Source organism: Kitasatospora fiedleri (assembly GCF_948472415.1).
GTDB classification, from domain to species: Bacteria; Actinomycetota; Actinomycetes; order Streptomycetales; family Streptomycetaceae; genus Kitasatospora; species Kitasatospora fiedleri.
Genome location: NZ_OX419519.1, coordinates 181,414 through 206,643 on the forward strand (window position 1 = coordinate 181,414; position 25,230 = coordinate 206,643).

Consider the following 25,230-nt stretch of genomic DNA (forward strand, 5'->3'; position numbering starts at 1 on the left):
CCCGCAATCATGCGCCGCCGCAAATGTCTGCGTTCGCACACTTGCCTTCACGCACACTTGCCTTTGCGCACATTCGCCTTCACGCATACTTGCCTTTGCGAACACTTGCCTTTGCGCACATTTGCGGTAACGCAAACTTGCCGACGATCCCGACCCGCCCGAGGACAGCCGGACCGGCGGAGGGCGAGCACCGGGCACGCCGGGGAACACGACCACGACGCCGGATGCGTCGCACACGGCCGGACGCCCCCCGGACGGCGACCCAACGCAATGACCTCGGCCGGGCGTCGTCGGGCGGCTCGACGGGCGGCGCGGCATCGATCGCCCCCACCTGCCCCGGGAGCCCCGGGCCGCTTTCGGCGCGGTCGCCCGGCGCCACCGGCGGCGACCCCGCTCCGCTGCCCCGCCGCCGCCCTACTGCGGCCCTACTGCGGCCCCGCCGGGCCGGGGCGGCTCTGCGCGGGCAGGCGGCCCGCCCGGGCGTGGGCCCAGTAGAGCAGGAGCGCGGCCAGCACCAGGGCGATCACCAGGGCCTGGACCAGCGAGGACGCCGACCCGCCGCGCAGCGCCGCCGAGAACGGCAGGGCCAGCACCGGCAGGGCCACCGCCGGGCCGGCGGCGTACCAGGCGGCGAACACCGCGACACCGGTGCTCCCGCCGGACGGCTGCGCCGAGCGGTACAGCAGGTCGCGGCGGGCCGCGCCGCGGCAGGCGTTCACCAGCCCGGCCGCGACCAGCGGCGGGACGGCAAGCGGCGCCAGCCAGGCCGCCGCACCGCCGCCGGACGCCAGCACCGCGCCCGCCCCGGCCGCCGCCAGGAGCAGCCCGAGCCCGGCGGGCACCACCGCGTGGCGCAGCATGAGCTCGGCGAACGGGTACGGGGACCAGGACGCCCGGCGGACGTCGTCGGTCTCGATCCGGGCGGGCTCCAGCAGTTGGGCCGCGGCCAGGTAGCCGAACAGCAGGGCGAGGACCGTGACCGCCCAGGACAGCCCGCCCCGGGCACCGTGCGCCAGCACCGCGCAGAGCAGCGCCGGCACGGTCAGCAGCACCGCGCGCCCGAGCCGGGCCGGGGCCCGCAGCAGTGAGAGGGTGTCGCGCCAGTACAGCACCAGCCGGGGCCGCCGGGGCGCGGGCAGCCGGACCCGCAGCGGCCGTCCGCCGCCGGAGGCGCCGGCCACCGCCAGCCGGGCGGCCCGCAGCTCGACCGTGCGCAGCGCGGCCAGCACCCCGGCGGCCGTCCGGGCCCGCTCGCGCAGCAGGGGCAGCGGGACGGTGGCGACGGCCCGGTCGGCGAGCACCAGGCCGAGCGCGGTCGGCACCAGCAGCAGCGCGGCGGCGAACCAGCCGCCCGGGACGGCGGCGGGCGTCGGGGCCAGCGCGGCGATGCCGGCCCAGCCCCACGGGCCCGACCACAGCTCGACCCGCTCCAGCCAGGGCACGGGGTGCCCCGCGACGGCCAGCCCGCTCTGCACCGCGAGCGCCAGGACCAGCACGGTCGCGTACGGGGTCAGGGTGCGCGCCCAGCGGGCGGCCCGCGGGCTGTGCTGCACCAGCAGGCCCGCGCAGACGCCCAGCAGCGGCAGGCACACCCCGCCCACCAGGCACCAGCCGAGTGCGGCGGGCAGGCCGACCCGCACGGTCAGGCCGAGCGCGACCATGCCGCCGACGGCCAGCACCAGCCCGGGCAGGGCGGCCAGTCCGCAGGAGAGCCAGAACCACGGGCGCAGCACCGGCCGGGGCCGGACCGGGTGGGCCAGCAGCCAGTCGGTGGTGGCCCGGGGCGGGACGACCGGCCCGCGCCACAGTCCGTCGCGGACGGCCAGCAGCAGCGTGGCCAGACCCACCGCGGCGATGCCGCTGGGCAGGGCGGCCAGCAGGCCGGGGCCGTGGGTGGTGTAGTCGGCGCCCATCGACGCCTGGAGGAAGAGGCCGAAGCTGGGGACGCCGCCCCAGATCACCAGGATCAGCAGGGTGCAGTAGAGCCCGAAGGCGACCTGCTTGAACCGGTTGCGCCGGTGCGGGGCGCGCAGGGCGCGCAGCAGGGCCAGCGCCTCGTCGGTCCAGTCGTCGTCCGCCGTCCACTCGGCGGCGGTGGCGGGGGCGGCGTCCTCGGGCTCGTCCTCCGCGACCACGACCACGGCCGCCGCCTCGGTCACGGACCCGGCCACGGTCACGGCCTCGACCTCGGTCACGGCTTCGGCCCGGGCCTCGGGGCGGTTCACCGGGCGGTTCACCGGGCCCCGGCCGGTGCGGGGTAGCCGGAGGCGTCCGCGGCGAGGATCTCGGCGGGCGGGCCCTGGCGGACGATCCGGCCCTCCTCCAGCACCACCACCCGGTCGGCGACTTCCCGGGCGAGGTCGCCGTGGTGGGTGACCAGCAGCACCGCGACCCCGTCGGCGAGTTCCGCGGTGAGGAGTTCGGCGAGGCGGCGGCGGGCCTGCGGGTCGAGGCGCTGCTCGGGTTCGTCGAGCAGCAGCAGGTCGCGCGGTCGGACCAGCGCGCAGGCCAGCAGCAGGGCCTGCATCTGCCCCGAGGAGAGGGCGGAGGGTAGCGCGTCGGCCCGTTCGGTGAGCGAGCGGTCCGCCAGCACCTGGTCGACCCAGTCGGCGGCGTCGGCGACGCCGTGCGCGACGGCGACCAGCAGCAGGTGCTCGCGCACCGTGAGGTCGGGGTAGCAGGCGACGGTGTCGCCGACGACCGCGACCCGGGCCCGGATGCGGGGGTCGTTCTCGTTCATCGCCAGGCCGTCGAAGCGCACCGTGCCCTTGGTCGGCAGGTCGCGCCCGGCGGCGATCCGCAGCAGGGTCGACTTGCCGGAGCCGTTGTGCCCGAGCAGGGCGACGCACTCGCCGGCCGCCAGGTCGAGGTCGACGGGGTGCAGCACCTCCCGGCCGCCGTACGAGCGGCTCACCCCGGTGAGTTGCAGCAGCGCCAGGCGTGCGCGGGCACGCGGTGCGGCGGAGTTCTTGGCCATGCGGAGGATGCCTCTCGACGGACGGACGGCCCAAGTATGGACCCGCCGCCCGGCTCCCCCGCCCACCGCCCCGCGACTCCCCGGCACGCCCCCGCCCCGCAGCGGCCGCCGCGCTGCCGCCCTGCGGGCGACGGCCGGGGGCGAGGACGGCCCCTACCGGGCCAGGAAGTCGGTGAGTTCGGCGTTCAGCGCGGCGGGGTGCCGGTGGGGCAGGTCGTGGTGGGAGACCCCGGCCAGGGTGCGGACCCGGGCCCGGGGCAGCAGGGCCGTGGCGCGGGCGGCGAGGGTGCGCGGGTCGTGGCTGCGGCTGTCGGCGGCTGGGAGGACCAGGCACGGGGCGTCGAGGGCGGCCAGCTCCGCGGGGCTGGGGCGGGGGCCGGTGACGGGGCGGGCGGCGGGGAAGGTCGCGGCGCGGCCGTACAGGCGGACCCAGTCCGGGTCGAGCGGGGCGCCGCCGGTCTCCCAGGCCAGGAAGGCGCGGGCCCGGCGCTCGCTGGGGCGGGCCAGCAGCGGGGCGGCGTGCAACAGGTACGGGAGGCGGAAGCCGGTGAAGCAGCCGGTCGGATCGAGCAGCGCCAGCCGGGAGACCCGGGCGGGGCGGCGCAGCGCGTAGGACAGGGCGATCCAGCCGCCGTACGAGTGCCCGCACAGGTCGGCGCGGTCGGCGCCGAGCGCGTCGAGGACGGCGTCCAGCCAGCCGTGCAGGTCCTCGACGGTACGCGGTCGCGGTCGGCCCGCCGGGTCGGAGCGGCCGGCCTCGCCGATCCGGTCGACGGCGAACACCCTTGCGGTGCGGGCGAGTTCGCCGACGTTGGCCCACCAGCTGGCGGCGGTCGCGCCGCCGCCGTGGAGCAGCAGCAGGGGCGGGGCGCCGGGCGGTCCGGCGGCGTTGACCCGGGTGGTGCCGTACGGGGTGGCGAGGTCGAGGGTGTCGACCGGGACGGGCCAGCGGTCGAGCAGGGCGTCGTAGGCGGACAGGAAGGCGGACCGGTCGAATCCCATCGGGGCTCCTCGGGCAGTTGCCTCGCTCGGCAGTCGTCTCGCTCGGCAGTCGTCTCGCTCGGCAATCATCTCGTGCAGCAAGCTTCTCGCTCAGCGAGATACTATGCGGGACGGAGCCGCCCCGAACAACCCACCCCGTCCCCATCTCCCCAGAGAGGCCGACCGGATGACCGACCGGATGACCGACCCCGGCCCGGGCCTGCGCACCGTCCACCAGCTGCGCGCGCTGACCGTCGAACTCGACCTGCTGGCCGCCGCGTTCGCGCAGTGCCACGGCCTGCACCCGACCGACCTGCGGGCGCTGATCGCGCTGCTGGACGCCGCCCGGGCCGGGACGCCCGCCACACCCGGGCGGCTGGGCCGCGAGCTGGGCGTCAACTCGGCGGGCACCACCGCCGTGCTGGACCGGCTGGAGCGGCTGGGCCACGTCCGCCGCGCCCGCGACCCGCACGACCGGCGGCGGGTGCTGCTGGAGGTCACCGAGCAGGCGGTGGCCCTCGGTCAGGGCTTCTTCGGCCCGCTGATCGGCGAGACGGTCGCTCTGGTCGACGGGCTGTCCCCGGCCGAACGGGCCACCGTCGAGGGCTTCCTGGCGTCCATGCGGGAGATCGTCGCCCGGCACGCGGACGGCGGCGGGGCGGAGTAGCCCGGTGGACACGCGGACGTGCGGACGCGCGGACGCCCGGGCGGGTGGGCCCGCCCGGGCGTCCGTCGGCCGGGTGCCGGGTGCCGGGTGCCGTCAGCGCGACGGGAACAGGTGGGTGTTGAAGGTCAGCTTCGGGGTCGCGTTGTCCGCCAGGGAGTGCGCCTGCGCGGGCCACCAGCCGCCCGCGACCGGGTCGACCGAGCCGTACTCGGGGTCGGCCGGGCCGGCCGTGCCGCGGGTGCAGCTGCCGTCGGACTCGCCCGGGACCTTGACCCAGAGGAAGGCGTCCAGCAGGGCCCGGCCGGTGTCGGCGGTGGGGCGGGTGCCCAGGCCGCGGCCGGGCGGGTTGCACCAGGTCTGCGGGTCGCCGGTGTACTTGCCGGGCTCCGGCGTCCACGGGCCCCGGCCGTTGCGGCTGCTGTCGATCACGAAGTGGGTCAGCTCGGCCGTGGCGGGGACGTGCTCGGCGTACCAGGCGTCGGCATCGGCGTCCGGCCAGTACTGGTTGGCGCAGGAGTCGGCGGTGGCGCCCGGGGTGTTGCGCAGGTACCAGACGCACTGCGAGACCTGGGTGCCGTAGCGGATCAGCGAGGCGTCGGTCTGGTAGTTCGACACGTTCAGGAAGAAGCCCTGCGCGCGGGCCACGCCGCCGTCGATCAGCAGCTGTGCCTGGGTGCCGACGTTCTGCCAGGTGCTGTGCCCGGCGTCCAGGTAGACGATCGCGCCGCGCTGGCGCTCCAGCCGGTCCACGGCGCCGAAGATCTCGGCGAGGCGGTCCTGCTGCTGGGCGGCGGTGCCGCCGCAGAACGCGGGCGACAGGGCGAGGCCGTCCGGCTCCAGGACGACCACCGTCCTGCGGTCGCCGATGCCGCGGGCCAGGGCGTCGATCCAGGCCGCGTACTCGGTGCTGTTGGACGCGCCGCCCGCCGAGTACTGCGAGCAGTCCCGGCCCGGCACGTTGTACGCCACGGTGACCGGCACCTGCCGGGCCAGGGCGGCCTTCGCCTGGAGCGCGGCCATCGCGTCGGTGGTCTCCTGCGGGGTCGCCGTCCCGTTGAACCACTGCGCGATCGGCCAGGACGCCAGCTGCGCCATCGCGGCGGCCCCCGCCAGGTCGTGCGCCTTGAGGTCGGTCAGCGCCTGCTGCGCGGCCTTGCCCGCCGGGTCGACGTAGAACCGGGTGTCCGGTGCGAGGGTCCGCGCCCCGGACGCAGCGGGCGCAGCGGGCGCGGCGGGCGCGGCGGCTTGGGCGGGCGCGGTGGCGAGTCCGAGGCCGGACGCGAGCAGCACGGCCAGCGAGAGCGCGGCTCGGACGGGGTGGATCGGGCGCATGGCAGGTCTCCCCGGCAGGGATCGGTGTGGTGGCGGAGCGGCCCATGCAGCCACCCCGCCACCGCCCCGTCAAGACCGCCCCGGCCCCGGCCCGCGAACCCGCAGCGGAACCCCCGCCGACGGCCCTTCCGCGCTGAAACTTTCACCCGCCCGCGCCACCGGCACCGCCCGTGCCGCTCGCCCCGCGGCTACCGGCGCCGGCCCGCGAAGCGGCCCGGGGTGGTGCCGACGATGCGGCGGAAGTGGCGGGCGAGGTGGGACTGGTCGTGGAAGCCGAGGGCGGTGGCGACGGCGGCCGGGGGGTGGCCGTCCAGCAGGAGGCGGCGGGCGCGGTCGACCCGGCGGGTGGTGAGGTACTGGTGCGGGGGGAGGCCGAACGCGGCGGTGAAGGTGCGGACCAGGTGGGCGGGGTGGGCGTGCAGCCGGGCGGCGGCGTCGGCGAGGGTGGTGCGCTCGGTGAGGCGGGCGTCGAGCAGGTCGCGCAGGCCGTGGGCGAGCCCGGGGGCGGGGGCCGTCGCGGCGGTGGCACGCGGGCGCAGGTGGTGGCGGAGCCGTTCGCCGATCAGGGCCAGTCGGCTCTCGGCCTCCAGCTCTTCGCCGGGCCGGCCGAGCAGGGTGTGCAGCTGCCCGACGCGGCGGCGCAGCAGCGGGTCGGCGAGGTCCGGCCCGTCGACCGCCGGGCCGATCAACTCCCGTCCCAGTTGGTCGCGTTCGAGGTAGAGCACGCGCTTGCGGAAGCCGTCCTCGGTCGCCGGTGAGCCGTTGTGCGGGACGTCCGGGGGCAGCAGGCTGACGGTGTCGTGCGGGGTGCCCCGGCGGTGGCGGTCGAGGTCGTAGCGGACGGCACCGTCGTCGACGATCAGCAGCGTCCAGGAGTCGTGGACGTGCATGGGGTAGCGGTGCGCGGTGAAGTGCGCGTGGAACACCTCGACCACGCCGGGGACGGGCGGGCGCCAGGCGGCGGTCTCCTCCGGCGGCGCTGCGGGCATGCGAAGAACGTACAAGACCGGGCGGCGCGGCGGGCGGCACGCTCACTCCATGGACAACACCCTGACCACCCCCGCCCCCGCCACCGACCTCTCCCCTCACCCGCGCCCGTCCGCTTCGACAGCAAGATCGCCGTGCTGCTCCGCGCGGACCTCGCGCCGTGGCAGCGGCTGAACGTGACGGCCTTCCTGGTGAGCGGGCTGGGCACCGCCGTCCCGGAGCTGATCGGCGAGCCGTACCTGGACGCGGACGGTGCGGGCTACCTGCCGATGTTCCGCCAGCCGGTACTGGTCCTGGAGGGCGGGTCCGAGCTGCTGGCCGCCGCGCACGGGCGGGCGCTGGCGCGCGGGCTGCCGACGGCGGTGTTCACCGCGGAACTGTTCGCCACCGGCAACGACCGCGACAACCGGGCGGCGGTCCGGGCCGTGCCGACCACGGCGCTGGACCTGGTCGGCCTGGCCCTGCACGGCCCGCGCAACGCGGTGGACAAGGTGCTCAAGGGAGCCCGGATGCACCCCTGACGACCCTGGCCCCGCCTCCGCCGTGCCTCCGGCCGCCCGTCCCGGGACGTCAGGCGTGCAGCGAGGCGAGGGTGACGACCGTGATGTCGGAGGGCGCGCCGACCCGGACCGGCGGGCCCCAGGCGCCCGCGCCGCGGGTGACGTAGAGCTGGGTGTCGCCGTAGCGCTCCAGGCCCGCGACGGTGGGGTTGGCCAGTTCGGCCAGGTAGTTGCCGGGCCAGAGCTGGCCGCCGTGGGTGTGGCCGGAGAGCTGGAGGTCGACGCCGTGGCGCACGCTGTCGTGGATGGTGACCGGCTGGTGCGCCATCAGGACGGCGGCGCGGGTGCGGTCGCGGTCGCCGAGCGCCCGGTCGTAGTCGGGGCCCTGGCCGTGCGCGGTGCCGGCGAGGTCGTTGACGCCCGCCAGGTCGAACCGGGGCAGCTCGACCCGGTCGTTCTCCAGCGGGTGCACGCCCAGCTCGCGGACGAACTCCACCCAGGGCGCGGCGCCGGAGAAGTACTCGTGGTTGCCGGTGACGAAGTACGCCCCGTCCCTGGCCCGCAGGTCGGCCAGCGGGCGGGCGGCCGGGCCGAGTTCGGGGACGGTGCCGTCGACCAGGTCGCCGACCACGGTGATCAGGTCGGGCTGGACGGCGTTGATGGTGTCGACGATCCGCCGGGTGTGCGCCCGGCCGAGGATCGGCCCGAGGTGGATGTCGCTGACCACCGCGATCCGGTAGCCGTGCGCCGCGCGCGGGAGTTTCGCCAGCGGCACCGTGACCTGCTTGATCCGCGGCCCGCGCAGCACCCCGTACGCGCCGGTGCCGACCACCCCGACGGCCACCGCCGCGGCACCGCCGGCCACCACCCGGGAGACGAACAGCCGCCGTGAGGCGACGCTCTCGACCGCGCTCTCCGCAGTGCTCTCGGCCGTGCTTTGCATGACCGGCTCGGCGGACTCCGGCTCGGCAGGCTCCGGTTCGGCAGACTCCGGGCGGACGGTCTCCGGCCGGGCGGCGGCAGCGCGCGGACGGGGGCGGCGGAGGCGGAACAGCAGCGGGCGCAGTGCCTCGCCGGCCAGCAGGGCGAGCAGCAGGTAGAGGCCGAGGGCCATCCAGAGGTAGCCGGGCCAGGCGAACCAGCGTTCCACCGCGAGCGGGAAGGCCCGGCCGCCGATCAGCGCGAGCAGCATCAGCGCGGGGAGCAGGAGGGCCAGCGCGGTGCCGGTGCGCCGGTAGGGGCCGCCGGGGCGGGAGACGTCCCGGACCAGGCGTCGCCACAGGTACCAGTGCATCAGCCCGAGCAGCCCGAGGGCCGCCACCGCCACGACCGCGATCATCATCGGGCCAGTATCGGCGGTGGGCCCGGCGTGGTGGACGGCGGGTGGTGGTCCGGGTGCGCTGCGTGCCGGTCCGGGTTCGGTTCCCGGTCACCCCCTGTGAGCCCGCGCACATCGGGGCGGCCGTCCACGATCCCGGATAGTTGGTGTGCGGCGGATCACGGGGGCGGGCCCTTGGGGCGGTCGGCGAGCGGGCGGCCGGAAGGTGAACAGGCAGGTCGGAGGTGGTTTTCGGGGTGTCCGGAGGCGGCGGTCGCCACCGGCCGCGCGGGGCGGCCGGGCCCGGGCGGTGCCGCTCGGAGTGCCGGGTCCGCTACTACGGGGCGTAGTTTCGAGGGCCATTGTTCGGCTGTTCGACGTCTGTCAAGAATGTCCCGTCCCCAGGCAGTCCGGCCGGTTCGGCCGCCGGACCCCTGCCACCGCGTGCACCGGGTGCGCCCCGGCCGGTCCTCCGGCCGCCGGGCCCGTGGCGCGCTCCGCGTCCCGGTCGGCGGCCGGCGTGTCCGTCCCGGCCGTCCGGCCCCGTGCGAGGAGAGGTCGCCATGCGCCACCGCAGGACCCTGACCCTTTCGGAGAAGCTCCACCGCCACCGGCACAGCCTGGTGACCGGCATTGCCACGCTCGCGGTCGCGGGCACCGCCACCCTGGCGCTCGCGCTGCCGCAGAACGGCGGCGCGGCCGACGCCACCGCCGACCCGGTGCTGGCCGGCAGCCCGCACCTGTCCGCGGACGCCTTCGGATCGCCGTCGCCCGCTCCGGCCTCCGCGTCCGCCGCCGCCTCCACCGAGGCCCAGGCCCAGGCGCAGGCCCAGGCCCAGGCCCAGGAGGAAGCTCAGGCGTCCGCGTCGGCTTCCGCCTCCGCCGCGGCGGAGGCGTCCGCGTCGGCGTCCGCCCAGGCGGAGGCCGACGCCAGCGCCAGCGCGAGCGCGAGCGCGGAGGCGTCCGCCTCGGCCGAGGCCGCCGCGAAGGCGAAGGCCGCCGCGGAGGCGAAGGCCCGGGCGTCCGCCTCGGCTTCGGCGGCCGCCCGCGCGCAGCAGCGCCCGTCGCTGTCCGCCACCGCCTCGCCGTCGGCCCGGGCCACGTCCCCGTCCTCGTCACTGCCCTCGGCCTCCCCGTACGGCGGGACGCCGCAGCAGATCGCGGCGCAGATCGTCCCGGCGGGCCAGTTGCAGTGCTTCTCGAACATCGTGGAGCGCGAGAGCAGTTGGGACGTGCACGCGACCAACGCGTCCTCGGCGCGTACGGGCTGATGCAGGCGCTGCCGGGTTCGAAGATGGCGTCGGCGGGTGCCGACTGGCGGGACAACCCGGCCACCCAGATCACCTGGGGCTGGCGTACATGAACGAGACGTACGGGAGCCCGTGCGCGGCGTGGTCGTTCTGGCAGGCGCACAACTGGTACTGATCGGGCGGCTCCGGGGGCGCGCTCGCACGGCGCCTCCGCAGCTCGGCCACCGCGCGTACATCTGACGATACGTCAGCAAGTCACGGCGTTCCGTCCCCTATCCGGACATTTCATCGCACAGTCATGTCCGTTCGGTGAAGATTCCGCGAACTTCCCGTGGCCGGTGTCCGGTATCGCCGCTTTGGTGCGGCTTCCGACCTTTGCCTGAGGCTGTCCCCGCCCCTAGCCTCCCGGCCATGGCCCCACCACTGATCACCGTCGTGCTGCCCGCTTACGACGAGCAAGGACAACTGAAGGAATGCCTCGACTCCCTGCTCGGGCAGTCCTTCCGCGAATTCGAGATCATCGTGGTGCAGACCCCGTCCGAGCACTGTCCCGAGCGGCTGGTCGAGGCGTACGAACTGCGTGACGCCCGGGTGCGGGTGCTGCGGCTGGACGCCGAGACCGGCATCGGGCGGGCCCGGATGGCCGGGGCCGCGCACGCCCGCGGGCAGTACCTGCTGTTCCTGGACGCCGACCACCTGCTGCCCGAGGACGCGTTCGAGGCGATGGACGCGCGGCTCACCGAGACCGGCGAGGTCGACGTGCTGCTGTTCGGCCACAACCGGGAGTACCGGGGCAAGGTCTGGCCGGGCAACGCGGCCGAACTGCTGGCCGCCGCCGGGCCCGCGGTGTTCTCCCCCGCCGAGCGCCCGGAGCTGTTCGGCGCCCCGCCGCTCGTCTGGGACCGGCTGATGCGCAGCGGGACCATCCCGGCCTTCCCGGACGGCTTCTACGAGGAGATCTCGGCGGTGCACCGCTCGTTGCTGGCCGCCACCCGGGTCGCGGTGCTGGACCGCGAGTGCGTCACCATCCGCCCCGGCACACCCTGCACCCGGCGGGCAGCGAGGGCGCCAGCCACTTCGACGTGTTCGACCGCTACGAGAGCACCTTCGAGCTGCTGGACGCCCAGCCCGTCGAGACCGAGCCGGTCGCCGCCGCGGTGCGCCCGCACCTGTTCACCAGGATGGTCCGGCACTACCTGTTCGTCTTCGACCTGCCCGGGTGCCTGACCCGCGCCGAGCGCCCGCAGTTCTTCCAGCGCGCCGCCGAGCACTACAAGCGCTTCCTGCCGACCGGGTACCGGCGCCCCGAGGGCGCGAGGGCATCAAGTTCTCACTGCTGGCCTCGAATTCGTACGCCACCTTCGAGGTCGCCAAGTTCTCCCGGCTCGCGGGCGGCGCCGCTGAACCGCCGCGCGCGGAGCGGACAGGCCGGAGCGGACCGAATCGGGCGCACGGGGGCGCGGAGGCCCGACGCCCTGACGCCCCGTCCGCTCCACCGCGCACCCCGTCGCGCCCCGTCGCCCGCCGTTTCCCGACGGGGCCCGGCACGTCCCGGCGCGTCCCACGCCGCGTCCTGACGCACCGTCGGACGGGTGCGGAGGGTAGAGTCCGTCCCCGCGGACAGTTGGCGTCCGCCCCTGCGCCCAGCTCACCGCGCCCAGTTCCGTGCAGGCACCACCGGACCGGAAGGCGAACTCCCCGATGTCCTCCTCCGTTTCCCCGTCAGCGGCCCCGACCCCGGACCCGTCGACCACCGACGCGTCCAGGACCGCCGGCGGGCCGACCCCGGAACCGTCCGGCCAACTGCCGCCCCAGCGGCAGCTGTCCGGCTGGACGCTGCTGCCGCTGGGAGCGCTGCTGCTGGTCGAGGCGTTCGCCTGCATGGCGGTGCTGATCAGCGTCTGGACGCCGCTCACCACGCTGACCGCCGAACACGCCCCGACCGGCGACCCGATGTCGTGGACGGTGCTCGGCCTCGGCCCCTGGCACCTGACCTCCAACACCGCGATGCTGCTGGCCGTGCTCGCCGCCAGCGGCCTGGGCAGCTTCGTGCACGCCGCCACCTCCTTCGCCACCTACGCCGGCAACCGGCAGCTGCTGCCCAGTTGGCTGCCCTGGTACCTGCTGCGCACCGCGATCGGCGGCGCGCTCGCCCTGCTGGTGTACTTCCTGCTGCGCGGCGGCCTGTTCGCCAACGGCACCGACGGCACCGCCACCAACCCCTACGGCTTCGCCGGGATCGCCGGGCTGTGCGGGCTGTTCTCCAAGCAGGCCACCGACAAGCTCCGCGAGGTGTTCGACACCGTCCTGACCACCAAGGACGGCGCGGGCGACGACGAACGCGACGACAAGATCCAGCCGGTGCCCCCGGCCGCCCCCGTCACGACCGCCACCGCTCCCGCCGCCACCGCCGCCGCGCCGGTGGCGGCCCCGCTGCCCCCACTGGCCGACCCGGCGCTGCCGGTGATCCCGCAGCAGCACACCACCTCACCGGAAAGCTCCTGACGGCAGGTCGAGTCGACGGCCCGTCCGGCCCGTCAGGGAGTGGTGACCGCCCGTCAACCCCGGTCCGCCGTCCGGGGCTTCGGGTCTCCGGTTCCTTCGGGGCCGCCGGGATCAGACGAAGGCGCCGATGCCGGTGGCGGCCCGGCCGACGATCAGGGTGTTGATCTCCCGGGTGCCCTCGTAGGAGTAGAGCGCCTCGGCGTCGGCGACGAAGCGGGCGATGCTGTAGTCCAGCACGATGCCGTTGCCCGCCAGGAGTTCGCGGCCCCAGCCGACGGTCTCCCGCATCCGGGTGGTGCAGTACGCCTTGGCCAGGGCGGAGTGCTCGTCCCGGAAGGTGCCGGCGTCCTCCAGCTGGGCCAGCCGCACCACCATCCCCAGGCAGGAGGTGGCGTTGCCGAGCATCCGCACCAGCAGGTCCTGGACCAGCTGGAAGCGGGCGATCGGGCCGCCGAACTGCTCGCGCCGACGGGTGTAGTCCAGCGCGATCCGGTAGGCGCCGAGCATCACCCCGACCGCCTCCCAGGCCACCCCGCTCCGGGTGCGCCGCAGCACGTCGGCGGTGTCGCGGAAGCCCTCCGCCCGCTGCAGGCGGTCGGCCTCGGGGACCCGGCAGTCGGTGAGCACCACGTCCGCGTTCTCCACGGTGCGCAGCGCCATCTTGTTCTCGATCCGGGTGGCGCTGAACCCCGGGTTGTCGCCCTGCACCACGAAGCCCAGGACGTGGTCGGTCTCCTCGTCCCTGGCCCAGACCACCACCAGGTCGGCGAAGGTGGCGTTGCCGATCCAGCGCTTGGCCCCGTTCAGCACCCAGGTGTCGCCCTCGCGCCGGGCGGTGGTGCGGAGCCCGGCGGCGACGTCGGAGCCGCCCTGCGGCTCGGTCAGCGCGAAGGCGCCGATCTGCTCCATCCGGGCCATCGCCGGGAGCCAGCGCTCGCGCTGCTCCGGGGAGCCGCAGCGGGCGATGCTGCCCATGGCCAGTCCGGAGTGGACGCCGTAGAAGGTGGCCATCGAGGCGTCCACCCGGGCCATCTCCAGCGCGATGAAGCCGTTCAGCAGGCTGCTGGCGGGCTTCTCCCGGTACGCGAGGCCGCAGATGTCGAGTTCGGCGTAGCGGGGGATCAGCTGGTGCGGGAACTCGGCCCGGCCCCACCACTCGTCGGCGTGCGGGGCGACCTCCCGTTCCAGGAAGTCGCGGACCCGCCGCACCACCTCGGCCTCCTCGGGGGCCAGCAGGTCCTCGAACCGGTACAGGTCCTCCGCCAGCACGGTGTCGGTCATGGTGTGCTCCTCGGTTCGGCGACGGGGCGGCGACGGTGCCGCCCCCGGGTGCGCCTACCCCTTGATCGCCCTTCGACGCCGCCCGTCCCCCGGTGCCCGTCCGGTTCCGGCCTTCCGGCCGGCGGCGGTCGGCGCGCCGGTCACCGACCGGGCCGGTCAGCGGTGGTCGAGGTGCGGGAAGACGAACTCGTCCAGCAGCAGGCCGAGGGCGACCGCGGCCGGACGGCGACCAGTGCGCCGACGATGCCCAGCAGCGCGCCGCCGACCAGGACGGCCACGATGGTGACGAAGGGGTGGACGTCGACGGCGAACTTCATCGTCCGCGGCATGATCAGGTAGTCCTCCAGCAGCCGGAAGCCGATGTAGAAACCGGCCGTGGCGAGGGCGACCGGCCAGGAGACCGCGAGCGCGACCAGGCTGACGACGATGCCGCCGATGGTGGAGCCGACGATCGGCACCAGGTCCATCAGGGCCACGAACACGCCGAGGGCGGCGGCGTACGGCACGCCGACCGCGGCGCACCACACGGCGGTGGCGAGGCCCGCGATCACCGAGGTGACCAGGTTGCCGAGCATGTAGCGCCCGGTGCGGGTGAGGATCTCCTCGGTGAGTTCGCGGGCCCGGGCGCGGCGGCTGCCCTGCACGAAGCGGTAGCAGAACTCCTTGATGTCGGGCATGCCCGCCATCAGGTACAGGGTCACGGTGGCGACCACGGTCACCGAGGTGACGGTGTCGAGCAGCAGCCGTCCGGCGCCCAGGACGCCACCCATCAGGCCGGGTCCGCCGCTGCCGCCGAGGGCGTTCTTGGCCTGCTCGGCGAGGTGGAAGCGGTCCTCGATCCGGCCGAGGACCGAGTGGTGGTCGTGCACCTGGTCCAGCCAGAGCGGGATGCGGCGGGCCAGCACGCCCGCCTCCTGGCCCACCGGAGGGACCACCAGCAGCAGGAAGCCCGTGGTCAGGAGCAGGAAGACGCCGAGCACGGCGGCCACCGCCCAGCCGCGCCGCAGCCGGCGCCGGCACAGCGCGGCGACGATCGGCTCCAGGCTGACCGCGAGGAAGGCGGACAGCAGCAGCAGCGTCAGGAACTCCTCCAGGCGCAGCAGTTGGCGGAAGAGGAACCAGCCGGTCAGTGCGCCGAGCGCCAGGCGCAGTCCGGTGGAGAACCCGGGCAGGCGGGCGAGCGAGGAGCGTCGTGCGGGCGCCTCGGAGGGCGGGGGTCGGCCACGGGGGCGGCCGGGGCCGCGTCGGGGGGCACGAGCAGTCGGCGGCGGATTCCGTCCGCCGCGCCGGTGGTGACGACGCGCAGTCCCGGTGGCATCTTCATCGTCGTGGGTCCGTTCCGCTCGCGGGCCTGTGCTGTGGGCACCGTCCGGTTGCCCCGTCGCAGCGAGTCGAAGCCCCCCGGAGGCGGCCGGTGCGCGGGCGGGACCGGCCGGAGCGGTGCCGAGGATGGGGTGGGGTGGGGACGCGGCGCGGCCCCGGGCACGCACCGGTGAGGGTGCCCGGTGCCCGGGGCCGTTCGGCCGGGTCGTGCTTCACCGGCCGCACCGCCGCGGCGGAGATGTGGGATCACGCCGGGGCGGAGTCGGTGTCCGTTGCGCGTGCGGCGCAGCGGTGGCTGGCGGGTCGTGCCCGACTGGTGGGCCGTGCCCGACTGGTCTGCCGCGCGCGACCGGTGGGTCGTGCGGCGGGGTGGTCCGGGTCCGACCGTTTCGGGCCGGACCGGGACCGGATCGCCGGGAGCCGCTCAGTCGCGGAAGGCGTCCTTGACGTTCTCCTTGGCCTGCTTGAGGTCGCCCTTGGCCTGGTCGGCCCGGCCCTCCGCCTCCAGGCGCTCGTTGCCGACGGCCTTGCCGACGTTCTTCTTGACGGCGCCCTTGAGCTTGTCGCCGGTGTTCTCGACCTTGTCGCCCATGCTCATCTCTGCCTCCTGGCTGCCGGTTTCACGCTGACGAACAACCGGGTGCCCCGTGCCGACCGGAAGATTCCCACGAATATTCGCGGTGGCCGGGGGCAGCAGAGGCCGCGACATCGAGATCCTGGAGGCTGTCGTGGTTCCCCTTCTGCTGGTCCTGCTCCTCGCTCTGCTGCTGTTCGGCGCCGGTTTCGCAGTGAAGATCCTGTGGCTGGTGGCCGTGATCGTCCTGGTGGTCTGGCTGGTCGGTTTCGTGGCCCGCGGCGCCCACCCCTCCGGCGGTCGCCACCGCTGGTACCGCTGGTAGGACGCACCCGTCATGCCACTGGCCGCTTGGGCCGCCCCGGACGTCCGGGGCGGCCCAAGCGGCCAGTGGCATGAACCGGCGCCGCCGGTCCGTCCTGCTGCCCCGACCTACTCCCCGGCCTACTCCTCCGGCTCCCAGGCCCGGAGCAGGTCGAGCAGCCCGGCGTCCCCGTCGACCCGCAGGGACCCGGCCGGGATGCGGTCGTACAGGTAGAGGACCAGCTCGCCGGCCGTGCCGTGGACGGAGACGCCGGCCGGGTCCGAGCCCGCACCGGCCGCGGCGGCGGGCGCGGGGAGGCGGGCGGAGCGGGCGCCGTCGCCGTCGACCGTGAGGCGCCAGGAGCGGCCCTCGGTGGCGTGGAAGTCGAAGGTGGCGGGCTCGTGCGGCCAGGCGCTGGGCGACGCGACGCAGGTGAACAGGAACTCCTCGACGCCGTCGAGGGCGAGCTCGGCCGGCAGCGGCTGCGGGGCGCCCCCGGCGAGTTGGGCGTCGTAGGCGTGCACCGCGCTCTCCTGGACCCGGTGCCGGGCGACTCCGCCGGAGGTCCGCGGCGTCTGCAGCGCGCTCCACCACGCCCAGCAGCCCGCGTCCGGGCCCGCCTCGCGCAGGACGCCCAGCAGGAGCTGCGTCGACGCGGCCAGCCAGGCCAGCAGGGCCTCGCGCTCCCGCGGCACTTCCAGCGCAGCGCGCGCGGCGACGGCTTCGGCCGGGGGGCCGTCGGCGGGCCCCGCGCCGACGATGGCGGCCCAGAAGCGGTCTCCCCCGCCCAGGTGCTTCGCCAGGTCGAACAGCGTCCACTCCGGGCAGGTCGGCACCTGCGCGTCGAGGCTGGGCGCGGCGGCGACCGCGGCGCGGAAGGCGGTCGACCGTTCGTCGATCAGTCCCAGCAGGTCCGGGAATTCAAGATTCTTTTCCACGCCGGATGTCTACCACCGTGCTGCGCCGACCGGACAGCGATTTTCCCGCCCACCGCCGGCGGGTGCTCCGGCCTCGCCGCGTGGCCGAGGGGCACCGGAACGGCCGGTCGGTCCGCCGGGGTGCCGGGGCGGCCGGTCGGTCCGCCGAGGTGCCGGGTCAGTCCGTCGGGGCGAACGCCGGGCGTCGGGCGAGGGCGACCCGGACCAGGGCGATCAGGACCGGGACTTCGATCAGCGGGCCGACCACACCGGCCAGGGCCTGGCCGGAGGTGACGCCGAAGGTCCCGATGGCGACGGCGATGGCGAGTTCGAAGTTGTTGCCGGCGGCGGTGAACGCGAGGGTGGCGGTGCGGTCGTAGTTCAGGCCGAGTCCCTTGCCGAGGGCGAAGGTGCCGAACCACATGAGCGCGAAGTAGGCCAGCAGCGGCAGCGCGATCCGGGCGACGTCCAGCGGCTGCGAGGTGACGGCCCGCCCCTGGAGGGCGAACAGGACCACGATCGTGAACAGCAGGCCGTACAGGGCCCAGGGGCCGATCTTCGGGAGCAGGTTGCTCTCGTAGCGTTCGCGGCCGAGCTTCCTCTCGCCGATGCGGCGGGTGAGGAACCCGGCGATCAGCGGGACGCCGAGGAAGACGACGACGTTGAGCGCGATCCTCCCCATCGAGACGTCGAGGTGCTCGCCCTCGCCCAGGCCGAGCCAACCGGGCAGCAGGTCGAGGTAGAACCAGCCCAGTACGCCGAACATGACGACCTGGAAGACGCTGTTGAGCGCGACCAGGACGGCGGCGGCCTCGCGGTCGCCGCGGGCGAGGTCGTTCCAGATGATCACCATCGCGATGCAGCGGGCCAGCCCGACCACGATCAGCCCGGTGCGGTACTCGGGCAGGTCGGGCAGCAGGGCCCAGGCGAGGGCGAACATCACGGCGGGCCCGACGACCCAGTTGACGACCAGCGAGGATGCCATCAGGCGGCGGTCGCCGGTGACGGTGTCGAGCCGGTCGTAGCGGACCTTCGCCAGCACCGGGTACATCATCACCAGCAGCCCCAGCCCGATGGGCAGCGAGATCCCGCCGACCGCCACCTGCGCCAGGGGGTCGTTCAGCCCGGGGACCAGCCGCCCCAGCCCGAGGCCGACGGCCATCGCGCCGAGAATCCACACCGCGAGCCAGCGGTCGACGAACGACAGCCTCCCGGCGACGGACGCCGCCCCGGCGGTTGCGGTGTCCGGGGCGGGCGCGGTGCGGACCATCAGCAGGACCTCTTCACGTCGCCGTGGGCGCGCGCGGTGGCGGCCAGGTCGGCGAACCGCGCGGACAGCGACTCCAGCACCTCCGGCCGCAGCCGGTAGTACGTGAACCGCCCGCACGGCTCGGTGTCCACCACGCCCGCGTCCCGCAGCACCTTGAGGTGGTTGGAGAGGTTGGTCTGGCGGGCACCGGTCTCCGCCACCAGGTGCGTGGTGCACAGGGTCTCGCGGGCCAGCAGGGTCACGATCTGCAGCCTGAGCGGGTCGGACAGCACCCGCAACAGGTCAGTGTCGACTGACATCACCATGCGCTGATACTTTCACATCAGCGGCTGCTGATGCGACCGCCCCGCCCCTTTCCGCCCCGCCCACCCCTTTCCGCTCCGCCCGCCCCTTTCCGTCCCGCCCTCCCCCGTCCGCGAAGGAACGCCCCCGATGTCCGAAGCCGCCGCCCGGCCCGCCGCCGCCCCGCCCGTCTCCGTGCTGTTCGTCTGCGTCCACAACGCCGGCCGCTCCCAGATGGCCGCCGGCTTCCTCACCCACCTCGCCGGGGACCGCGTCGAGGTCCGCTCCGCGGGCTCCGCGCCCGGCCACCAGGTCAACCCGGCCGCCGTCGCCGCGATGGCCGAGGTCGGCATCGACCTCTCCGACCGACGGCCGAAGCTCCTCACCACCGCGGCCGTCCGGTCCTCCGACTACGTCATCACCATGGGCTGCGGCGACGCCTGCCCGTTCTTCCCCGGCAAGCACTACCGCGACTGGCCCCTCGCCGACCCGGCCGGGCGGGGCATCGAGGCCGTCCGCCCGATCCGCGACGCGATCCGCGCCCGCGTCGAGGAGCTGATCGCCGAGATCGATTCCTCCCGGCGCCCCGGCCGAGGCACCGGGTGATCGAGCGCACCGCGGCCCGGCCCGGTGCCTTCCGCCGACTGCCGCGCCGCCACGAACGCGAGGCCGACCACTTCGCCGCTCTCACCCCGCATCGCCGCAGCCCTGATCCGCACCCGACGACTCCCCGGACAGGATGCCTTCACGGGCGATGTCCCGTAGGCCGGTGGCGCTTCGCACCACTCGTGCCGTCCTGTCCGGGGCGGTCGCCGGACGGGGTGCTTCAGGCCGTCGGTTGCGACGCGGTGTCGGCGGAGGCGGGTGGCGCCGCCGCGGGCTGGCGGGTGAGCCAGCCGGTGGTGCGCAGGTGGGTGAGGGCCCAGTAGTGGGCGGGGTAGATGACCAGCAGCATCAGGGCGGTGAGGACGGGCAGCAGGAGTGGTGTCAGGAGCCGCTGGTGGGGGCGCAGTCCGGGGCGCAGCAGGGCGTAGACGAGGAGTTCTGCGGCGGCGCAGATGCCGAACGCGGCGAGTGCGGTGCCCGGGTCGGTGCCGTGGACGGCGCGGGTGGCGGCGGCGACGAGGGTGGCGCAGACCAGGGGGAGCAGGGTCAGGCGGCACAGCTGTACGACGCGCATGGCTGCTGCGGGGGCGGGGAGGTGGACGAGTTCCCAGGACATCGAGCGCCAGGAGGAGGCGCCCCAGCGGCGGCGTTGGCGGAAGGTGCCGCGGACGGTGGCGGGCATGGCGGTGTCGACGTAGGCGTCGGGGACGCTGACGGTGCGGCCGCGCAGCAGGGCGTACTCGCACAGGCGGCGGTCGTCGCCGACGGTGCCGGAGGTCAGGTAGTCCTCCAGGTTGTCGGTGATCACCGGTGTCCGGTAGAGGGACATGGCGCCGGAGGTGGGGTTGACGATGCCCAGGCGGGAGGGCAGGGCGCGGACGACGAGGGAGGTGAGGAAGAGGTTGACGTCGACGGCGCGGGTGAGCAGGTTCTCGTCCCGGTTGGCGGCCAGGATGGTGCCGGTGGCGGCCTGGACGCGGGGATCGCGCATCGCGTCGAGCAGGCGGGCGAGCGCGCCGGGGGCGAGGACGGAGTCGGAGTCGACGGTGAGGACGAAGTCGTGGCCGGCGGCCAGGTCGGTGGCGCGCAGCGCTGCGGCCTGGGCGTGGCGCTTGCCGCGGTTGGGGGTGCGCAGCCAGGTCACGTCGGGGTGGTCGAAGCCGGTGAGGGGGACGGTGGAGCCGTCGTCGACCACCACGACGCGGACGGTGCCGGGGTGCTCCTGGGCCAGGATCGAGCGGACGGCGGCGTGCACGGCGGCGTCCTGCTCCTGGTAGGAGGGGATGACCGCGAGCACGGCGGCGGCGGGCGCCGGTTCGTCCGGGCGGCGGCGCGCCGGGGGCAGCGCCAGGGCCATGCACACGCAGGCCAGGGCCGTCATGGCGAGGGTGTAGAGGTTGAAGAAGCCGGCGTGCCCTAGGTGGGGGAGCCGACGGTGGGACAGGCCCGTCCACAGGACGGTCGCCGCCAGGACGCAGCCGACCGCGGCCGCCCGCAGGCGCGGGCGCTCAGCTGCCATCGCGGCGAGCCGACCGGCCGGCCAGGCGCACCAGCAGACAACCGGCCACCACCAGGGAGACCACGACGGCGGCGAGCGTCCCCAGCGCCCAGTTCACACCGAACAGCATGATCCCGGCACCGGTGGCCGCGAGTGACTGGTTGCCGTACATGCGCATCTCCTCGAACGCTCGGGAACCGGCGGACCGGCAGGGCCCGGCCCGCAGCGGCACCGCGGCACCTGCGAAGACGGCGCCGCCCGGCAGAACCTAACCGCCGACCACGGCGGTGCGCCCCCGCAACGCGGGGCGGCTACGCCGTTCGGCCGCGCCCGTCCCCCGATCGTCACGTGAGCGGCTTGCGCGTCCACATGACGCGTCCACATGAGAGGTCTTCCGAGCCCCCGCCAACCGCCGCCGGGCCTGCCGCCGCCGCCCGGGCGCGGCCCCGCCTGGGATGATCGGGGGCATGGCCTCCGATCTCGCCCGCGCCCTCGCCGCCGCCGTCCGCGGCGAGGTCCGTTTCGACACCGCCGAGCGCGCCGTGTACGGGCAGGACGCGTCGAACTACCGGCAGGTGCCGCGCGGGGTGGTGAAGCCCGTCGACCGGGCGGACGTGCGGGCGGCGCTGCGGGTGTGCCGGGAGCACGGGGTGCCGGTGGTGGCGCGCGGGTCGGGGACGAGCATCGGCGGGCAGGCGATCGGGCCGGGCGCGGTGGTGCTGGACTTCCGGCGGCACTTCGGGCGGGTGCTGGAGGTCGATCCGGAGCGGCGCACGGCCCGGGTCGAGCCGGGCACGGTGCTGGACGAACTCCAGCGCGCCGCCCGGCCGTTCGGGCTGCGCTTCGGACCGGACCCGTCCACCCACAGCCGGTGCACGCTCGGCGGGATGATCGGCAACGACGCCTGCGGCTCGCACTCCCTCGCCTGGGGCCGCACCTCCGACAACCTGCACGGCCTGGACCTGCTGCTGGCCGACGGCACCGAACTGTCCGTCACCGGCCCGCTGCCGCCGGCCGAACGGGCCGCGCTCGCCGCCGCCCCGGGCCGGGTCGGCCGGCTGCACCGGGAGTTGCAGGCGCTGGCGGCGGACAACCTGGGGCTGCTGCGCCGGGCGATGCCGGTGCTGCCCCGGCGCGGTTCGGGCTACCCGCTGGACGCGCTGCTGCCCGAGCGCGGCTACGACCTGGTCCGGGCGGTCGCCGGCACCGAGGGGACGTGCGCGCTGTTGCTGGGCGCGACGGTGCGGCTGGTGCCCGAGCCGGCCGCCCGGGCGCTGGTGGTGGCGGGCTACCCGGACGAGACGGCGGCGGCCGACGCGGTCCCCGGGCTGCTCCCGCTGGCGCCGCTGACCTGCGAGGGGATGGCGGCGGACCTGGTGGCCGCGCTGCTGGCGTCCGGTCCGCGCCCGCCGGTGCTGGACCGGCTGCCGGACGGCGCGTGCTGGCTGTTCCTGGAGACCGGGGGCGCGACGCCCGCCGAAGCCGCCGACCGGGCCCGGCAGTTGGCGGACGCGGTGCGGCGGGAGCGGTCCGCGGCGGCCGTGCTGGTGACCGACCCGGGCGAGCAGCGGGCGCTGTGGGCGATCCGCGAGGCCGGGGCGGGCATCGTCACCCGGCTGCCGCCGGGACCGGACGGGTGGCCGGGCGGCGCGGCCTGGCCGGGCTGGGAGGACTCCGCCGTCCCGGTCGAGCAACTGGGCTCGTACCTGCGGCAGTTGCGCACCCTGCTGAAGCGGCACGGGCTGCGCGGGGTGCCGTACGGGCACTTCGGGGAGGGTTGCGTGCACCTGCGGTTGGACTTCCCGCTGCGCGAACGGCCGGAGGAGTTCCGGGAGTTCATGGCGGAGGCGGCGGATCTGGTGGTGGCGCACGGGGGTTCGCTGTCCGGCGAGCACGGCGACGGGCAGGCCCGGGCCGAGCTGCTGCCGCGGATGTTCCCGCCGCAGGTGATCGAGCTGTTCGCCCGGTTCAAGCGGATCTGGGACCCGGAGGGCCTGCTGAACCCGGGGCTGCTGGTCGATCCGCGCCCGCTCGACTCCGATCTGCGCTTCCCCGGGCGGGAGTTGCCGCTCACCCTGGCCTACCCGGAGGACGGCGGCAGCCTGCTGGCGGCGGTGCACCGCTGCGTGGGCGTCGGCACGTGCGTGGACACCTCGTCCGGGGTGATGTGCCCGAGCTACATGGCGACCGGGGAGGAGCGACACTCGACCCGGGGCCGGGCCCGGCTGCTCGGCGAGATGCTGCGCGGCGAGCTGGTCACCGACGGCTGGCGCTCGCCCGAGGTGCGCGAGGCGCTGGACCTGTGCCTGGGCTGCAAGGGCTGTGCGAGCGACTGCCCGGTGCACGTGGACATGGCCGCCTACCGGTCCGAATTCCTGTACCACCACTACCGGTTCCGGCCGCGTCCGGCCGCGCACCTGTCGTTCGGCTGGCTGCCGCTCTGGCTGCGGCTGGCCCACCTCGCGCCGCGCGCCGCCAACGCCGTGCTGCGCGGCCGGTTCGGCGCGCCGGTGCTCAAGCGGCTCGGCGGCGTCGATCCGCGCCGCGCGCTGCCCGCGCTGCCGGAGCGCCGGTTCAGCGCCTGGTTCCGCGCCCACCGGGCCGCGCACCCGGCGGACCCGGACGCCCCGGCGGTGCTGCTGTGGCCCGACTCGATGTCCGAACTCCTGGACCCGGCCCCGGCCCGGGCGGCCGTGCTGGTGCTGGAGCGGCTCGGTTTCCGGGTGGTGCTGCCGTCCGGGCCGGTGTGCTGCGGGCTGACGCTGGTCGCCAGCGGGCAACTCGGCCTGGCCCGGCGGGTGGTGGCCCGCTCGGTGCGCAACCTGGGCGAACTGCCGCCCGGGCTCCCGGTGGTGGGCCTGGAGCCGTCCTGCACGGCCACCGTGCGGGCGGACTGGGCGCGGCTGCTGCCCGGCGGGGCGTCCGAACTCCCGTCCCGGATGCGCACCCTGGCCGAGTTCCTGGACGAGTTCCTGGACCAGCGGGCGGTGGAGCTGCCGGAGCTGTCCGGAGCGGCGATGACCCAGGTGCACTGCCACCAGCACGCCGTCCTCGGCACCGGCGCCGACCGGCGCATCACCGCCCGGCTGGGCCTGGACAACCGCGAACTCGACTCCGGTTGCTGCGGGTTGGCGGGCGCGTTCGGCTTCGAGCGGGGCCACTGGGAGGTGTCGGTGGCCGCCGCCGAACGGGCCCTGCTGCCCGCCGTCCGGGCCGCCGACCCGGGGACGCTGCTGCTCGCCGACGGCCTGAGCTGCCGCACCCAGATCGCCCAACTGGAGCCGGGCGCACGGCCGTTGCACCTGGCGGAGGTGCTGCTGCGGGCCTTCGAGCAGGCCGACGGGAGCGACGGGAGCTGAGGGCCCAGCGGGCCCGGACCGGTGAGGCCGCGGCCCGCTCCGCCACCACGCGGGGCGGGCCGCGGCCTCACCGGCGGCGCGCCGTCAGCAGTCGGGGATCACCGTGCCGTTGTTGTCCTTGGCCACGTCGTTGCCCCACCGCGACAGGTAGAACGCCGACACCCACTGACCACCCGGCCCCACGTCCGGGTCCGTCTTCAACCACCAGTGGTTGTACGACGACCCGCTCGCCACCTCACGCCCCCACGCCTTGCAGAACACGTAGTTGGTGCCCTGGTACAGCGTGCCCGTCTGCGCCGTACCGGTGGGCGACGCGTACACCGCGGCGTTCGCGAAGGTGTCCACCCAGTACTTGCCGGTGCTGGGCGGGGCGCCACCGCCCGCGCAGTCGGGGATCACCGTGCCGCTGTTGTCCTTGGCCACGTCATTGCCCCACCGCGACAGGTAGAACGCCGACACCCACTGACCACCCGGCCCCACGTCCGGGTCCGTCTTCAACCACCAGTGGTTGTACGACGACCCGCTCGCCACCTCGCGCCCCCACGCCTTGCAGAACACGTAGTTGGTGCCCTGGTACAGCGTGCCGGTCTGGGTCGTACTGGTGGGCGAGCCGTACACCGCGGCGTTCGCGAAGGTGTCCACCCAGTACTGGCCGCCGTTCGACGGCGGCGGGGTCGGGCTGCCCCCGCCCGGGCCGTAGAGGCGGATCGCGCCGTAGTAGTCGCTGTGCGAGGACAGGGCGGCGACCCGGACGTAGCCGCCGGAGTACGGGGCCTCGACGATGTAGCCGTTGCCGAGGTACATGGCGACGTGGTGGATGGTGGAGGCGGTGCCGCCGAAGAAGGCCAGGTCGCCGGGGAGCAGCGGGGCCGTCCCGTCCGACCGGTAGTAGCGGGCGACGGCGCGGGAGCTCGGCCACTGGGTGTACGTGGTGCCGTTGATCACGTCGGCGCCGACCGCGAGGTAGTAGGCGTAGCGGACCAGTCCGGAACAGTCGAGGCCGCGCACGTGGCAGTCGTTGGGGGCGCCGTTGGAGGCGTCGCAGCTGCCGTAGCTGGGGCCGGGCGCCGAGCCGTGGCCGCCGCCCCAGGAGTAGGGGGTGCCGATCTGGTCGCAGGCCGCGCCGACCGCGGCGACGGCCTGCGGGGCGGCACCGGAGGAGAGGACCCCGCAGGCGGGAGCGGCTTGGGCGGGTCGGGCGGCGGCGCCGACGAAGAGGACCGCGAAGGAAGCCACCAGGGAGAGGATCACCGCGCAGCGCAGTGGTGCGGATATCCACCGCGGCACGGGGTTGACGCG

24 protein-coding genes are annotated in these 25,230 nt (G+C 75.3%); 9 read left to right on the top strand and 15 right to left on the bottom strand.

Going from position 1 to position 25,230, the window contains the following annotated elements; all coding sequences use genetic code 11:
* Positions 1-425: 425 nt before the first annotated feature.
* The 3 genes from QMQ26_RS00960 to QMQ26_RS00970 all read right to left on the bottom strand — a co-directional run bounded on the left by QMQ26_RS00960 (position 426) and on the right by QMQ26_RS00970 (position 3,979).
* Positions 426-2,225, bottom strand: a complete 1,800-nt coding sequence (locus QMQ26_RS00960) for a DUF6297 family protein (protein ID WP_282204386.1) — start codon at positions 2,223-2,225, stop codon at positions 426-428.
* Between the two features lie 8 nt (positions 2,226-2,233).
* A complete protein-coding gene (locus QMQ26_RS00965) occupies positions 2,234-2,977 on the bottom strand; it encodes an ABC transporter ATP-binding protein (protein ID WP_282204387.1) in 744 nt (247 codons plus the stop codon).
* Between the two features lie 153 nt (positions 2,978-3,130).
* A complete protein-coding gene (locus tag QMQ26_RS00970) occupies positions 3,131-3,979 on the bottom strand; it encodes an alpha/beta fold hydrolase (RefSeq protein ID WP_100834544.1) in 849 nt (282 codons plus the stop codon).
* 178 nt (positions 3,980-4,157) lie between these two features.
* Here QMQ26_RS00970 and QMQ26_RS00975 point away from each other — a divergent pair, with 178 nt between their 5' ends.
* On the top strand, positions 4,158-4,625 hold the full coding sequence (locus QMQ26_RS00975; RefSeq protein WP_404814248.1) for a MarR family winged helix-turn-helix transcriptional regulator: 468 nt from the start codon (positions 4,158-4,160) through the stop codon (positions 4,623-4,625).
* 93 nt (positions 4,626-4,718) lie between these two features.
* Here the strand turns inward: QMQ26_RS00975 and QMQ26_RS00980 are convergent, their stop codons facing one another.
* Both QMQ26_RS00980 and QMQ26_RS00985 read right to left on the bottom strand, forming a co-directional pair.
* Positions 4,719-5,957: a glycoside hydrolase family 6 protein gene (locus QMQ26_RS00980; RefSeq protein WP_282204389.1), complete on the bottom strand. Its 1,239-nt coding sequence runs from the start codon at positions 5,955-5,957 to the stop codon at positions 4,719-4,721.
* Positions 5,958-6,145: 188 nt separating this feature from the next.
* Positions 6,146-6,946: a helix-turn-helix transcriptional regulator gene (locus QMQ26_RS00985; protein WP_282204390.1), complete on the bottom strand. Its 801-nt coding sequence runs from the start codon at positions 6,944-6,946 to the stop codon at positions 6,146-6,148.
* A gap of 126 nt (positions 6,947-7,072) precedes the next feature.
* Here QMQ26_RS00985 and QMQ26_RS00990 point away from each other — a divergent pair, with 126 nt between their 5' ends.
* Positions 7,073-7,465, top strand: a complete 393-nt coding sequence (locus tag QMQ26_RS00990) for a DUF2000 domain-containing protein (protein WP_282206701.1) — start codon at positions 7,073-7,075, stop codon at positions 7,463-7,465.
* 49 nt (positions 7,466-7,514) lie between these two features.
* Here the strand turns inward: QMQ26_RS00990 and QMQ26_RS00995 are convergent, their stop codons facing one another.
* Positions 7,515-8,783, bottom strand: a complete 1,269-nt coding sequence (locus tag QMQ26_RS00995; RefSeq protein ID WP_449768983.1) for a metallophosphoesterase — start codon at positions 8,781-8,783, stop codon at positions 7,515-7,517.
* A 542-nt stretch (positions 8,784-9,325) separates the two neighbouring features.
* Here QMQ26_RS00995 and QMQ26_RS01000 point away from each other — a divergent pair.
* From QMQ26_RS01000 to QMQ26_RS01010, 4 genes are all read left to right on the top strand, one after another.
* Positions 9,326-10,033 (top strand): hypothetical protein, encoded by a 708-nt coding sequence (locus QMQ26_RS01000; RefSeq protein ID WP_282204392.1) that lies wholly within the window; start codon positions 9,326-9,328, stop codon positions 10,031-10,033.
* Between the two features lie 23 nt (positions 10,034-10,056).
* The gene (locus QMQ26_RS38595; RefSeq protein WP_449768984.1) at positions 10,057-10,125 is read left to right on the top strand and encodes a hypothetical protein; all 69 of its coding nucleotides are present in this window, start codon (positions 10,057-10,059) and stop codon (positions 10,123-10,125) included.
* A gap of 298 nt (positions 10,126-10,423) precedes the next feature.
* Positions 10,424-11,239, top strand: coding sequence for a glycosyltransferase family 2 protein (locus QMQ26_RS01005; protein WP_282204393.1), 816 nt, complete (start codon positions 10,424-10,426; stop codon positions 11,237-11,239).
* Between the two features lie 474 nt (positions 11,240-11,713).
* The gene (locus tag QMQ26_RS01010) at positions 11,714-12,517 is read left to right on the top strand and encodes a hypothetical protein (RefSeq protein ID WP_282204394.1); all 804 of its coding nucleotides are present in this window, start codon (positions 11,714-11,716) and stop codon (positions 12,515-12,517) included.
* Between the two features lie 111 nt (positions 12,518-12,628).
* On the opposite strand, the gene QMQ26_RS01015 is transcribed toward QMQ26_RS01010, so the two are convergent.
* The 3 genes from QMQ26_RS01015 to QMQ26_RS01025 form a co-directional block, all read right to left on the bottom strand.
* Complete coding sequence (locus QMQ26_RS01015) at positions 12,629-13,798, bottom strand: acyl-CoA dehydrogenase family protein (protein WP_100834550.1); 1,170 nt, start codon at positions 13,796-13,798, stop codon at positions 12,629-12,631.
* 140 nt (positions 13,799-13,938) lie between these two features.
* The gene (locus tag QMQ26_RS01020) at positions 13,939-15,288 is read right to left on the bottom strand and encodes an AI-2E family transporter (RefSeq protein WP_282204395.1); all 1,350 of its coding nucleotides are present in this window, start codon (positions 15,286-15,288) and stop codon (positions 13,939-13,941) included.
* Positions 15,289-15,545: 257 nt separating this feature from the next.
* Entirely contained in the window at positions 15,546-15,719 is a 174-nt protein-coding gene (locus QMQ26_RS01025; RefSeq protein ID WP_282204396.1) for a CsbD family protein, read from the bottom strand.
* A gap of 130 nt (positions 15,720-15,849) precedes the next feature.
* Here QMQ26_RS01025 and QMQ26_RS01030 point away from each other — a divergent pair, with 130 nt between their 5' ends.
* A complete protein-coding gene (locus tag QMQ26_RS01030) occupies positions 15,850-16,020 on the top strand; it encodes a hydrophobic protein (protein WP_100838233.1) in 171 nt (56 codons plus the stop codon).
* A gap of 119 nt (positions 16,021-16,139) precedes the next feature.
* Here QMQ26_RS01030 and QMQ26_RS01035 read toward each other — a convergent pair whose 3' ends face one another.
* From QMQ26_RS01035 to QMQ26_RS01045, 3 genes are all read right to left on the bottom strand, one after another.
* Complete coding sequence (locus QMQ26_RS01035) at positions 16,140-16,937, bottom strand: maleylpyruvate isomerase N-terminal domain-containing protein (RefSeq protein ID WP_282204397.1); 798 nt, start codon at positions 16,935-16,937, stop codon at positions 16,140-16,142.
* A gap of 157 nt (positions 16,938-17,094) precedes the next feature.
* Positions 17,095-18,186, bottom strand: a complete 1,092-nt coding sequence (gene arsB / locus QMQ26_RS01040; RefSeq protein WP_282204398.1) for an ACR3 family arsenite efflux transporter — start codon at positions 18,184-18,186, stop codon at positions 17,095-17,097.
* Positions 18,186-18,491, bottom strand: coding sequence for an ArsR/SmtB family transcription factor (locus QMQ26_RS01045; RefSeq protein ID WP_100834554.1), 306 nt, complete (start codon positions 18,489-18,491; stop codon positions 18,186-18,188). Before QMQ26_RS01045 ends, arsB begins: the two co-directional genes overlap by 1 nt.
* A gap of 127 nt (positions 18,492-18,618) precedes the next feature.
* Between QMQ26_RS01045 and QMQ26_RS01050 the strand changes: the two genes are divergently transcribed.
* A complete protein-coding gene (locus QMQ26_RS01050) occupies positions 18,619-19,074 on the top strand; it encodes an arsenate reductase ArsC (RefSeq protein ID WP_282204399.1) in 456 nt (151 codons plus the stop codon).
* 220 nt (positions 19,075-19,294) lie between these two features.
* Here the strand turns inward: QMQ26_RS01050 and QMQ26_RS01055 are convergent, their stop codons facing one another.
* Together QMQ26_RS01055 and QMQ26_RS01060 are read right to left on the bottom strand one after the other, a co-directional pair.
* The gene (locus QMQ26_RS01055) at positions 19,295-20,593 is read right to left on the bottom strand and encodes a glycosyltransferase family 2 protein (protein WP_282204400.1); all 1,299 of its coding nucleotides are present in this window, start codon (positions 20,591-20,593) and stop codon (positions 19,295-19,297) included.
* A complete protein-coding gene (locus tag QMQ26_RS01060; protein ID WP_159072927.1) occupies positions 20,583-20,744 on the bottom strand; it encodes a hypothetical protein in 162 nt (53 codons plus the stop codon). Before QMQ26_RS01060 ends, QMQ26_RS01055 begins: the two co-directional genes overlap by 11 nt.
* Positions 20,745-21,039: 295 nt before the next feature.
* Here QMQ26_RS01060 and QMQ26_RS01065 point away from each other — a divergent pair, with 295 nt between their 5' ends.
* Positions 21,040-23,931, top strand: a complete 2,892-nt coding sequence (locus QMQ26_RS01065) for an FAD-binding and (Fe-S)-binding domain-containing protein (RefSeq protein WP_282204401.1) — start codon at positions 21,040-21,042, stop codon at positions 23,929-23,931.
* An 84-nt stretch (positions 23,932-24,015) separates the two neighbouring features.
* Here the strand turns inward: QMQ26_RS01065 and QMQ26_RS01070 are convergent, their stop codons facing one another.
* The gene (locus QMQ26_RS01070) at positions 24,016-25,167 is read right to left on the bottom strand and encodes a C40 family peptidase (protein ID WP_282204402.1); all 1,152 of its coding nucleotides are present in this window, start codon (positions 25,165-25,167) and stop codon (positions 24,016-24,018) included.
* Between the last annotated feature and the right edge of the window lie 63 nt (positions 25,168-25,230).